This is a genomic window from Bordetella petrii (assembly GCF_017356245.1).
Classification (GTDB): Bacteria; Pseudomonadota; Gammaproteobacteria; order Burkholderiales; family Burkholderiaceae_B; genus Bordetella_A; species Bordetella_A petrii_D.
Genome location: NZ_JAFMZZ010000001.1, coordinates 1,002,436 through 1,014,660 on the forward strand (window position 1 = coordinate 1,002,436; position 12,225 = coordinate 1,014,660).

Genomic DNA, 12,225 nt, shown 5'->3' on the forward strand with positions numbered 1-12,225 from the left:
ATGCGCGCCCTGCTCAAACAAATTGGCTGGTTCATCGCCGTAGGCTGCGCGGCCGCGGCCACGCACTGGCTGGCCGCCATCGGCTGCGTCGAACTGCTGGGCATGCCGCCACTGGCCGCCAACGCGGCCGGATGGCTGGTTGCATTCGTCGTATCGTTCACCGGTCATTATCGACTTACCTTCCGCCACCTGGCGTCACACTGGACCATAGCCGGGCGGCGTTTCTTCTTGATTTCAGCGTGCGGTTTCGCATTGAACGAGGCGGCCTACGCATGGCTGCTGCATGTAACACGCGTACGCTACGATGTCCTGTTGGCGCTCATCCTGCTGGGCCTGGCCGTGCTGACTTTCCTGGCAAGCCGGCTGTGGGCGTTTCGCCACAAATCCGCTGCCTGAACGCCGCGTCTACATCCACCCGCCACACGCGATAGTGCGCGTCGGCAAACGGCGCCTGCATGCCATGCAGTATCCGGAAGCGCGCGCCGTCGTCAACGCCGCCCCATACCCAGAACCTGCTGCCCGGCGCCGCCGCGCACAGTCGCGCGGCCAGTTCGCCGTGCTGCACCAGCACGCGGCGGGCCACCTGCGGCTGGAACCGGCCCGCGTCGTAGAGCTCTTTGCGCCAGTTGTCGCGCAGCGCGATCTCGGGGTTGTTCCAGTCGTCGACCACCCAGCCCGGCTGCCGCGCGCCGGTGTAGAAACCCAGATCGAAGGGGTACGAGTGCAGCGTCACCAGCGTGTCGGCCGGGCCCATTTCGGCGGCGATCCGGCTGCCCAGCGCCTCGGCGCTGCGGCGCGGGTTGGCGGCGAACACGCCCACCAGCACAATGCAGATAGCGGCCGACGCGGCGCCGCACCCCCAGGCCATGCGGCGCACGCGCTCGGGGTCGCCGCCCCGCAGGGCCTGCTGCACGACCTCGGCCAGCAGCACCGCCAGGGGCGGCAGCGCGGGAAGCACGTAGCCGATCAGTTTTGAGCTGGGCACCGAGAAAAATACCAGCACCACCGCCGCCCATACCGCCATCAGGCTGCGCAGCCCGGACGCATCGGCCCCTACCCAGAAAACCTTGCGCAGCGCGCCGCCGCCCCACAGCGACCATGGTAGGGCCAGGCCGACCACCACGGGCACATAGAACCAGAACGGCTGCACATTGTTGAAGCCGGATTGCGCGAAGCGCTCGAAGTGCTGGTAGACGAAGAAGTAGTGGAAGAACCCGGGAAAGCGCTGCTGCATGAGCCAGAACCACGGCACAGCCACCAGCGCGAACGCGGCCACGGCGGGCGGCCACAACAGCACCATGAAACCGCGCCAGCGCCGCGTGAACAGCAGCCACAGGCACAAGGCGGCGCCCGGCAGCACCAGGCCGATCAGGCCCTTGGCCAGTATGGCCAGCGCCGCCGACACCGCCGCGGCCAGCGACAGCAGCCGGTACCGCCCGCCCGCCTCGGCGCGCAGCACCGCGTCGGCGCCCGCCAGCACGGCCAGTGTCACCAGGCCGGCCACCAGCATGTCGGTATTGGCGAACTGCGCCGCGCCGTAATAGAACGGCATGGTGGCCAGAATGACCACGGCGGCGGTGGCGCAGGCGGCATCGCGATAGCGCCGCACGAATCCGTACAGGCCGGCCAGCGCGGCCCAGGCGGCCAGCCACGACGGCATGCGGGCCGCCCATTCGTTCAGGCCGAACAGGCGGAAGCACAGCTCGGCCATCCAGTAGTACAACGGCGGTTTGTGGAAATACGGCATGCCGTCCAGCAGCGGCACCGCATGCGAGCCGCTGCGCAGCATTTCCCAGGCCACGCCGGCGTAGCGGCCTTCGTCGGGCAGGGTCAGGGGCCGCATCCAGGCCAGCCAGCCCAGCCAGATACCGGCGGCCAGCAGCAACAGGCCCGCCGGCGGCACCCCGGCGCGCGCCCACCTCAAACGGTATGCGCTCATGCCTGGGTCCGCCTGGCGTTGGCGCGCTGGGCCCGGCCGCGCCGCTGGCGCGTCACGTACAGGGGCCGGCCCTTCACCTCATCGAAAATGCGGGCCACATATTCTCCCACCACGCCCAGCGAAATCAGGTTCACGCCGGCGAAGAACAGCAGCGCGGTAATGATGGTGGTCCAGCCCGACACCTGGTTGCCGTTGAACAGATAGGCCAGCACCAGGTAGGTGCCATAAGCGAACGACGCCAGCGAGAATGCGCAGCCCAGCAGGCTGACCAGGCGCAGCGGCCAGGTGGTGAATGCCGTCAGGCCGTCCAGCGCCAGGCGCACCAGCCGCCACGCGCCGTAGCGGCTGGTGCCGTGCGCGCGCGCATCGGGGGTATAGGGCAAGGGTTCGGCGCGAAAACCCACCCAGGCATACAGCCCCTTCATGAAGCGCGTGCGCTCGGGCAGCGCCACCAGGGCGTCCACCACGCGCCGGTCCATCAGGCGGAAATCGCCGGCATGAGCCGGCACCTCTACGCCGTGGGCGCCGCTGAGCAGCCGGTAGAACAGCCGGGCGCCGGTCCGCTTCAGCCACGATTCGTCGCCGCGGTGCGCGCGCACGGCATAGACCATGTCGGCACCGTCGCGCCAGCGCTGCAGCATAGCGCCGATCAGGGCGGGCGGATGCTGCAGGTCGGCGTCCAGGCAGATTACCGCGTCGCCGTCGGCGGCCTCGAATCCGGCCGACAGCGCGGCTTCTTTACCGAAATTGCGCGACAGCTGCACGTAGCGCATGCCGTCCAGCGCGGTCCATTCGGCCATCAGTTCGGCGGTGGCATCGGTGCTGCCGTCATCGACGACTATGATTTCCCATTGGGTGCACAGCCCCTGCAGCTGCGCGCGCAGCGCAGGCAGCAGCAGGCGCAAGTTGTCGCACTCATTCAGGCATGGAATGACGCAGCTGACGTGGCAATCGCCGAAGGCGTCAGCGCGGGCGGGCAGCGTGCGCAGCGGCGCGGCGGCCTGGGAAGGCGGCACGGCGGGCGCCGGCGCTTCCGAACGGAACTCGATGGGCATATACCGGGTACTTGCAAAACCAGAGCGCCCAGTATGCGCACCCCTACGTCGAATTTTCGTCGAACCGGCGGCCCGGGAAAGGAACCGGCGGCCAGGGCCGATACAATCACCCCGTCCCCACGGAGTTTCCATGACCGACCGCCATCGCGTGCGGCCGATGCAGGCCCACGACATCGAACCCGTGCTGCGCATCCAGGCCAGCGTATACCCGGCCGCGCTGCTCGAGGGCGCCGCCCTGTTCCTGAACCGGCTGCAGATATCGCCCGGCACCTGCCAGGTGGCCGAAGGCCGCAGCGGCCTGCTGGGCTACCTGGTGGCCTACCCCTGGCTGGCCGACCGGCCGCCCGCCCTGGATGCGCCGCTGGATGCCGTGCCTCACGATGCCGACAGCTGGTTCGTGCACGATTGCGCGGTGCTGCCGGCCGCCCAGGGCCTGGGGGTGGCGCAGGCCCTGCTGCAAGGCGGGCTGAACCATGCCCGGCGCCGCGGCCTGCGCCATACCAGCCTGGTGGCGCTGCGGCCGGCGGTGGGCTACTGGGAACGGCTGGGCTACCAGGCCGTGGCCGCCCACGCCGGCTTGCGGGCCAAGCTGGCGCAGTACGGAACAGGCGCCCGCTATATGGTGCGCGCCCTGGAAAAACCGCGCGGCTAGGGCCTGTTCACGCCGGGCGCTCAGGCGGCGATCAGGGCCAGGCCCGGCCGCTGCCCCGCCGCGGGCGGGGTGTCCAGCATCGCCCGGCCTTCCCGGCGCAGCGCCACCGCGTCGACCTCGGCCAGCGAGGTGTCCTGGTCGGTCAGGCGGAAGACGCGGATGGTGTCGTGCACCACGCTGACCTGGTCGTTGAGCGAGCTGGCGGCGGCGGCCAGCTCTTCGACCATGGCGGCGTTCTGCTGGGTAATCTGATCGAGCTGGGTGATGGCCGTATTGACCTGGCCGATGCCGGTGGATTGTTCCTGGCTGGCGTTGTTGATGTGCTCCAGCGAATCCGTTACGCGCCTGATGGCCTCCATGACGTCATCCATGCGGGTACGGGCCTCGCCGGCGCGCTGCTCGCCCTGGTGCACGCGCTGCCCGGACTCTTCGATGAGCACGCGGATTTCCTTGGCCGCCTGGGTGGTGCGCTGGGCCAGCGCGCGCACCTCGCTGGCGACCACGGCGAAGCCCTTGCCCTGCTCGCCCGCGCGCGCCGCTTCCACGGCCGCATTAAGGGCCAGGATATTGGTCTGGAAGGCCACGCCTTCGATCACCTGGATGATGTCGCCGATGCGCTGCGACGCCTGGGAGATTTCATGCATGGTCGTGACGACGTTCTGCACGGCCTCGTGGCTGCGCTGCGCGGCCCCCACCGTTTCACGCGCCATGCTGGCGCCCGATTCGGCCATGTCGGTGGTCTGCCTCACAGTGCCGCTGATCTGTTCGATGGCGGCCGCGGTTTCTTCCAGGCTGCCGGCCTGCGACTCGGTGCGCGACGACATGTCGCGGTTGCCGCTGGCGATCTCGCGCGCGCCCCCGCGCAGATTGACGACTTCCTCGCGCACGTCGCGCACCACCGTGCGTACGGACACGGCCAGTTGGGCCAGGCCCAGCTGCAGCTGGCCGATTTCGCCCTTGCCGTCGACCGGCACATACTGGGTCAGGTCGCCGGCCGCCAGAACGTTGGCGGTGGAAATGACTTCGCGCAGCGGCTTGACGCCGATGCGGATAAGGCGGTTGGCGGTCAGCGCGGCGGCAACCAGCCCGGCCACGGCTGGCGCCCATTCCGGCGCACCGTAAGGTTTGCCAATGAAGTAGGCAAGCGGCGGCACCGCCGCCATGAACAGCGAGGAAAGGATGATCTGGCCGCGCAAGCCAAACGAAAACAGACGGCCGATGCGGCCGAACAGGCTGTTGTTGAGCACCGCACCGTAGTGCAGCACATGGACGCGGCGGCCGCGTTCGGCGTCGCGGCGCATGGCGGCGTACAGCGTTTCGGCTTGCTGGATTTCATCCTGCGGAGCGTGCGTGCGCACCGACAGGTAGCCCACGATGCGCTGGCCGTTGCGCATGGGCGTGGCATTGGCGCGCACCCAGTAATAGTCGCCGTTCTTGCGGCGGTTCTTGATCAGGGCCGTCCAGGGCAGGCCGGCCTGGATGGTTTCCCACATGTCGCGAAAGGCCTCGTCCGGCATGTCGGGGTGGCGCACCAGGTTGTGCGGCTGGCCGATCAGCTCGGCGCGCGTAAAGCCGCTGACCTCGATGAAATTGGGATTGCAGTAAGTGATGCGCCCCTTCAGATCGGTGATCGAGATGAGCGTCTGGTCCGCGGGAAAGTCATAGCTGTTCTGGGTAACGGGCAGATTGATGCGCATTCGGGATACTCCAACAAGTGCGACCCGGCCCGCCGGGGCTTTCCCGCCGGGCTGGCAAGCCGGCGTACGGCCGCCGTGGATTGTGACCAATCTTATACAAAATACATATTTTGTCGAATATATTTCCTGATTTGTTTCAATTTCCCCAGGCGAGTGTTCCAAATGACAACAGGCCTCGCGGCCAGTCGAAGCCGCGGATTCAAGTGATGGGAAAAAGAAAGGGGGCCGCGAGCATGCATCAGCGCGAGCAGCCGGCAAGTGAGACGCCGCCGCGGCGTTTTGGCGCCGCAAAGAAAAAGGGCCTGGCCATATTGGCCAAGCCCTTAATTCTTTGGATACCTGGTGGGTGGTACAAGTTTCGAACTTGTGACCCCTGCCGTGTGAAGGCAGTGCTCTACCACTGAGCTAACCACCCAAAGAGGCGAAATTCTAGCATACGAAATCAGGCCCGCGCAAACTCCCCGCCCGGGCACGTAAAGAACGAGGCTCAGGCGTCGGCAGCGGCCGGCGTGTCGAGCGCCCGCCACACGCATGCGCCCCCCACGGACTTGTCCAGGCTGGCCAGGTATTGCTCGTGTTCGGCCAGTTCGTCGGCCGAAGCCGCCAGCACCGGCAGGACCGAGCCGTCGAACGCGCCCAGCGCGACGCCGGCGCCGCCGGCATGGCCGGCGTCATCCACATCGATCAGCAGCGCGTCTTGCCCGCGCGTCATGGCCAGCCACACTTCGGCCAGCAATTGCGAGTCGAGCAAGGCGCCGTGCAGGGTGCGGTGCGCGTTGGAAATGCCGTGGCGGTCGCACAGCGCGTCCAGCGAATTGCGTTTGCCCGGGTACAGGGTGCGCGCGTGCTGCAGCGAATCGGTGACCAGGGCGCAGTGCTGGGCAATGTCGCCGCGGCCGATCTTGGCCAGTTCGGCGTTGAAGAACTTCACGTCGAACGCGGCGTTGTGCGCGATGATCTCGGCGCCCTGGATGAATTCCAGGAACTGCGCCGCCACCTCGGCAAAGCGCGGCTTGTCGGCCAGGAACTCGGTGGTCAGCCCGTGCACCGCCAGGGCTTCCGGATCACTGTCGCGATCGGGATTCAGGTAGATGTGCAGGTTGTTGCCGGTGACGGCGCGGTTGACGATCTCGACACAGCCGATCTCGACAATACGGTGGCCTTGCGCAGGGTCCAGGCCGGTGGTTTCGGTATCGAAGATGATTTGGCGCATGACAGGCTATTCGGTAGCGGGTGGCTTGCCGTGGGGCGCGGCGTGGCCGGCGCCTTCGGCGGCGTGGCCCGGCTTGCGGCGTGCGGTCGCGATCAGCGTGTAGGCCACCGGCACCACGAACAAAGTCAGTAGTGTACCCAGCATCAGCCCGCCCACCAGCACCCAGCCGATCTGCTGGCGCGATTCGGCGCCGGCGCCTTGGGACACCGCCAGCGGCAGCGTGCCCAGCACCATGGCGCCGGTGGTCATCAGGATGGGGCGCAGGCGCAGCACGCTGGCCTCGACCACGGCATCGACCAGGTCGCGGCCCTGGTCGCGCAGCTGGTTGGCGAATTCCACGATCAGGATGCCGTGCTTGGTGATCAGCCCCACCAGGGTGATCAGGCCGATCTGGCTGTAGATGGACAGGGTGCCGCCGCTTGCCCACAGGGCCAGCAGCGCGCCGGTCATGGACAGCGGCACCGACAGCATGATGATGAACGGATTGCGCCAGCTTTCGAACTGCGCGGCCATCACCAGGTAGATAAAGGCCAGGGCCATGGCGAACACCAGGTAGATGCTGCCCGACGAATCGCGGAACTCGCGCGCCTGGCCGTCCAGGTCGATGACCACGGTGCGCGGCAGCACCTGGCGCGCTACCTCGTGCATGTGCTCGAGCACTTCGCCCAGCGCGTAGCCGGGCGCCACGGCGGCTTCGACCTTGACGGCGCGCAGGCGGTTGAAGTGGTTGAGAGATTGCGGCGACACGTTTTCATGCACGGACAGCAGGTTGTCGAGCTGCACCATGCTGCCATCGCGGGTGCGCACGTAGATGCCCGAGATGTCGGCCGGATTGGCGCGGTCGCGCGGCAGCACCTGCACGATCACGTCGTACTGTTCGCCCTGGTCTTTGAAGCGGGTGACCTGGCGTCCGCCCAGCATCGATTCCAGGGTACGGCCGACCACATCCACCCCCGCCCCCACGTCGGCCATCTTGTCGCGGTCAACCTGCACGCGCAGTTCGGGGGTGTTCAGGCGCAGGTCGGTGTCCAGGTTCTGCAGGCCCGGATAGGGGCGCAGCGCGTCCAGGAACACATTGACCATCTTGGCCAGCTCGGGATACGGCGCCTGGCTCATGATCACGAATTCCACGGGCTTGGAACGCGCCGATTGCCCCAGCGAGGGCGGATTGGTGGGAAACGCCTTGACGCCCGGCAGCCCCGCGAACTTGGGCTGCAGTTCGCGGGCGATTTCCTGCTGCTTGCGGTCGCGCTGCTCCCAGGGCTTCAGGCGCAGGATGGCAGTGGCGTCGCTGACCGTGGGGTAGCCCACCGACACCTGGTAGGCTTCGGCTTCGGGAATCTGGCTGTAGAAGTGCTCGATCTCGAGCATGCTTTCCAATGTGTAGTTCAGGGTGGCGCCTTCCGGCGAGCTGACCGTGCCGAAGATCACGCCGCGGTCTTCGACCGGCGCCAATTCGCTCTTGACCACCGAAAACAGCACGCCGCTGGCGGCCGCCACCAGCAGGCCCGCCACCACCACCACGGCGCGGTGGCGCAGCGCCAGGCCCAGCGCGCGCCGGTAGCCGCGGGCCAGGGCTTCCAGCCAGCCTTCCACCAAGTTGTACCAGCGGTTGTGGCGCGGCTCGTGGCGCAACAGCACCGAGCACATCATGGGGGTAAGCGTCAGCGCCACGAAGCCGGACACCAGCACGGCGCCCGCCAGCGTCAGCGCGAACTCGATGAACAGGCGCCCGGTGCGCCCCGTGGCGAAAGCCAGCGGCGCATACACGGTGACCAGTGTCAGGGTCATGGCCACCACCGCGAAGCCGATTTCCCGGGACCCTTGCAATGCCGCCTGCCGGCGCGGCATGCCCTCTTCGATGTGGCGGAAGATGTTTTCCAGCACCACGATGGCGTCGTCGACCACCAGCCCGATGGCCAGCACCATGGCCAGCAGCGTCAGGGTATTGACCGAGAACCCGAACAAGTACATCAGCCCGCACGCGCCAACCAGCGACACCGGAATCGTGACAATGGGAATGATGCTGGCGCGCAGGTTGCGCAAGAAAAAGAAGATGACCAGCACCACCAGCACGATGGCTTCGCCGATGGTATGGAAGACCGACTGGATCGAGCGTTCGATGAACACCGACGAATCATAGGCGATGTTCAGTTTCATGCCGGCGGGCAGCGTTTCGTTGAGCTGCGCGACCTCGGCCCGCACGGCCCTGGACAGGTCCAGCGGGTTGGCCGTGGACTGCCGCGTCAGGCCGATATTGATGGCAGGCCGGCCATTGAAACGCGACAGGATGCGGTCGTCGGCCGCGCCGATCTCGACCTTGGCCACATCGCCCAGCCGCACCGGATAACCCTTGACGTTGGCCACCACGATGGCGGCAAACTGCGCCGGCGTCTGCAGGTCGGTGGAAGACACCACCGAGAACTCGCGGTCGCGCGATTCGATCCGGCCGGCGGGAATCTCGACGTTCTGGCTGGCCAGGGCGGTTTCAACGTCCTGCACCGTCAGGCTGTAGGCCGCCAGCTTGTCGCGGTCGACATAGATGCGCATGGACGGCAGCCGTTCGCCGTACACGCGCACCTCGGCTGCGCCCGGCAGCACCGACAGGCGGGTCTTGATGTAGCGGTTGATGTAGTCGGACGTCTGGATGGCCGACAGCGAGCCCGACTCGACCGCGATGTAGATGATGGGATACGCATCGGCCTCGACCTTGCCGATGATGGGCTCGTCGATTTCGTCCGGCAGGTAGCGGCGCGCCCGCGAAACCTTGTCGCGCACCTCGGCCGCGGCGGCGTCCGGGTCGCGCGACAGGTCGAACTTGATGTTGATCTGGCTGCGCTCGGTGCGGCTGCGCGAGGTCATGACATTCACGCCCTCGATGCCGGCCAGCTGGTCTTCGAGCGGCTTGGTGACCTGCGATTCGATCACCTCGGGCGATGCGCCCTTGTAAGTAGTATTGACCGAGACGATGGGCTCGTCGATGTTGGGATATTCGCGCACGGTCAGGCGCGAATATGAAATCAGGCCCACCAGCACGATGATCAGCGACAGCACCGATGCGAACACCGGCCGCTTGATGCAGACCTCGGACAGGATCATTATCGTTCCGCCCGGGCCGCGCCGGCGGCGGGCGTCGGCACGATCTCGACCGGCGCGCCGTCGGTCAGGCGCTGGAAGCCGGCCACCACGACCTGGTCGCCGGCGGCCACGCCGGTCAGGATCTCGACCTTGCCGTCGCGGCGCTCGCCCAGGGTGACTTCGGCGCGGTGCGCCCGCCCCTGGCGCACATTGAACACGTACTGCGACTGCCCGGATGGCGCCAGCGCCGCCTCGGGCACCGCCAGCACCTGGTCGGCGCCGAACAGCAGCTGCACGCGGGCGAACATGCCGGGCCGCAGCCGCGAATCGGGGTTGGGCACGGTGGCGCGCAGCAGGATGGAACGCCCGCCCGCATCCACCAGCGGACTGACCGCGTAGACCTGCCCCTGGCGCTCTTCGCCCGGCAGGGCGTCAAGCCGCACGGTAAGCGCCTGGCCGACCTTGACCTTGCCGAAATACATTTCGGGCACGCGGAAATCCACCTTGAGCGGATCGATGGCCTCGAGCGGGGCCAGGTCCTGGCCCTGGTCGACGTAGTCGCCCACCGACATGCTGCGCAGGCCGACAATGCCGGCGAACGGCGCGCGGATGGTCATCTTGTCGAGCCGCGCCTGGGCCAGCGCGGCGGCCGCCTGCTGCACCTTGAGATTGCTGGCGGCCTCGTCGCGCGCCTGCTGGCTGACGAAGCCGCGCCCCTGCAGGTCGACGGCGCGCCGGTAGTGGCTCTGGGCCAGCGCCAGATTGGCGCGCGCCTGGTCGAGTTCGGCGCGCGGCACGGAATCGTCGAGCCGGATCAGCACCTGCCCCTGCTTGACGGGCTGCCCTTCCTGGAAGTCGATATGCTGGATGCGGCCGGCCACTTCGGGCCGCAGCACGACCGACTCGTCAGAACGCAGGCTGCCCACCGCCGAGATGCCGCGGGTGAAGGTCAGTTGCTGCACCTGGGCGGTTTCCACGCGGATGGCGGCCGACGGCCCGGCCGCCGCCGGCGCGGCCGCCTGGGCAGCGGTATCGGCGGACGGCGTGCCCAGCCAGCGCGGCGCCCAGAATCCCAGGGCCGCGCCCGCGGCGAGCCCGGCCGCGGCAGCGGCCAGCAGAACAGCTTTTTTCATGCGTAGTGGTGGCGGTGCATAGGGGCAGCCCGGCGGCAAAATCGCGGCATGGCACTGTAGCACCAGTTCTTACATACTGGCACAAATACGGGCGCGTTAGTACGCCGGACAGAACAGTTAGCGGGTATTCCCCAATGCGCGCGCGGGCCCCGGCTGACAGCCTAGCGCTTGCGCAGGCTTTCGACGCCCAGGTTGGCCAGGGCGTCGGCGCGCTCGTTGCCGGGATCGCCGGCGTGGCCGCGCACCCAGCGCCAGGAAACCCGGTGGCGCGCCACCTGCTCATCCAGGGCCTGCCACAGTTCGGCGTTCTTCACCGGCTTCTTGTCGGCGGTTAACCAGCCGCGGCGCTTCCAATTGGCCAGCCATTCGGTCATGCCTTTCATGACGTACTGGGAATCGGTGTGGATCACCACCCGGCATGGCCGCTTCAGCGTACGCAGACCTTCAATGACGGCCAGCAGCTCCATGCGGTTGTTGGTCGTGCCGGCCTCGCCGCCATGCAGGGTTTTTTCGTGGGCGCCGGCGCGCATCAGCACGCCCCAGCCTCCCGGCCCCGGATTGCCCTTGCAGGCGCCGTCGGTCCACATCTCGACCTGCGGGTCGTCTTCGTTGCTGTCTGTCTGCATCATCTTGTTGGTAACAGGCATGCCGGCGCGCCGCGCCGGCATGGCCTCAGGTTTCGCCCGGCCCGGCCTGGCGGTTGACCGCCACCGATGCCCCGCGGGCGCGCTTGCGCCGCGACTGCTTCCAGGCCGGGCCGATCAGCCGCATGCGGGCCACCCGCTTGACGGCGGACACGACATACACCGCGCCCCCCACCGCCCACCAGCGCCGGCCGTAGGTTTCCATGAAATGCCAGCGCCGCAGCCATTTCTCGGTGCGGCAGGCGGGCGTATAGCAGCCGAAACGGCCGGGTTCGACATCGAACGACAGCAGCTTCAGCCAGTCTTTCAGGCGCGGCAAGGATACCTGAGCCGAGGGCGGATGCGGCAGCCAGGGCTCCATGCCGGGCATGCGGTTGCGCGCGCCCCAGAGGCTCCAGGGGTTGAAGCCGGAAATGACCAGCCGGCCCTCAGGCACCAGCACGCGTTCGGCCTCGCGCAGGACTTCGTGCGGGGCGTCGGTGCACTCGAAGGCATGCGGCAGCACCAGCAGGTCGATGCTTTGCGACTCGAACGGCAGGGCATCGGGGCGGGCCACCACGCATCCCTGCCACTGGGCGGCCTGCTCGGGGGTGGGCATCTGCGAACCCACCCAGCCCTTGAACGGCATACGGTTGGCCTGCAGCAGATTGATTTCGGACAAGCCGGCCTGCCAGGCGTAATATCCGAAAACATCCGCCACCATGGCGTCGAACTGCGCGCGTTCCCAGGCCAGGACGTATTCTCCCGGCGGTGTCTGGAACCATTCGGCCAGTTCTACAATCGGCGGAGTTTCTTCGGTCAAGTCGACGTTCCT

At 67.6% G+C, this 12,225-nt stretch carries 10 protein-coding genes and 1 tRNA gene; 2 read left to right on the forward strand and 9 right to left on the reverse strand.

Features of this window, described 5'->3' with window-relative positions; translation table 11 throughout:
• Positions 1–396, forward strand: coding sequence for a GtrA family protein (locus J2P76_RS04795; protein ID WP_242697294.1), 396 nt, complete (start codon positions 1–3; stop codon positions 394–396).
• Here J2P76_RS04795 and J2P76_RS04800 read toward each other — a convergent pair.
• Complete coding sequence (locus tag J2P76_RS04800) at positions 320–1,939, reverse strand: ArnT family glycosyltransferase (protein WP_207404891.1); 1,620 nt, start codon at positions 1,937–1,939, stop codon at positions 320–322. The genes J2P76_RS04795 and J2P76_RS04800 overlap by 77 nt on opposite strands.
• Positions 1,936–2,994: a glycosyltransferase family 2 protein gene (locus J2P76_RS04805; RefSeq protein ID WP_207404893.1), complete on the reverse strand. Its 1,059-nt coding sequence runs from the start codon at positions 2,992–2,994 to the stop codon at positions 1,936–1,938. Before J2P76_RS04805 ends, J2P76_RS04800 begins: the two co-directional genes overlap by 4 nt.
• A gap of 130 nt (positions 2,995–3,124) precedes the next feature.
• Between J2P76_RS04805 and J2P76_RS04810 the strand changes: the two genes are divergently transcribed.
• Complete coding sequence (locus J2P76_RS04810) at positions 3,125–3,646, forward strand: GNAT family N-acetyltransferase (protein WP_207404895.1); 522 nt, start codon at positions 3,125–3,127, stop codon at positions 3,644–3,646.
• Between the two features lie 20 nt (positions 3,647–3,666).
• Here J2P76_RS04810 and J2P76_RS04815 read toward each other — a convergent pair whose 3' ends face one another.
• The 7 genes from J2P76_RS04815 to J2P76_RS04845 all read right to left on the reverse strand — a co-directional run bounded on the left by J2P76_RS04815 (position 3,667) and on the right by J2P76_RS04845 (position 12,213).
• Entirely contained in the window at positions 3,667–5,343 is a 1,677-nt protein-coding gene (locus J2P76_RS04815; protein ID WP_207404897.1) for a methyl-accepting chemotaxis protein, read from the reverse strand.
• Positions 5,344–5,683: 340 nt separating this feature from the next.
• Positions 5,684–5,758: transfer RNA gene (locus J2P76_RS04820), tRNA-Val, on the reverse strand.
• Between the two features lie 72 nt (positions 5,759–5,830).
• Positions 5,831–6,556: a DNA polymerase III subunit epsilon gene (gene dnaQ / locus J2P76_RS04825; RefSeq protein ID WP_207404899.1), complete on the reverse strand. Its 726-nt coding sequence runs from the start codon at positions 6,554–6,556 to the stop codon at positions 5,831–5,833.
• 6 nt (positions 6,557–6,562) lie between these two features.
• Positions 6,563–9,655 carry an efflux RND transporter permease subunit gene (locus J2P76_RS04830; RefSeq protein ID WP_207404901.1) on the reverse strand — a complete coding sequence of 1,031 codons (3,093 nt, stop codon included), beginning with the start codon at positions 9,653–9,655 and terminating at the stop codon, positions 6,563–6,565.
• Positions 9,655–10,767, reverse strand: coding sequence for an efflux RND transporter periplasmic adaptor subunit (locus J2P76_RS04835; RefSeq protein ID WP_207404903.1), 1,113 nt, complete (start codon positions 10,765–10,767; stop codon positions 9,655–9,657). Before J2P76_RS04835 ends, J2P76_RS04830 begins: the two co-directional genes overlap by 1 nt.
• Before the next feature lie 161 nt (positions 10,768–10,928).
• Complete coding sequence (rnhA, locus tag J2P76_RS04840) at positions 10,929–11,396, reverse strand: ribonuclease HI (protein ID WP_207409119.1); 468 nt, start codon at positions 11,394–11,396, stop codon at positions 10,929–10,931.
• A 43-nt stretch (positions 11,397–11,439) separates the two neighbouring features.
• Positions 11,440–12,213 (reverse strand): class I SAM-dependent methyltransferase, encoded by a 774-nt coding sequence (locus tag J2P76_RS04845; RefSeq protein WP_207404905.1) that lies wholly within the window; start codon positions 12,211–12,213, stop codon positions 11,440–11,442.
• Positions 12,214–12,225: the final 12 nt, after the last annotated feature.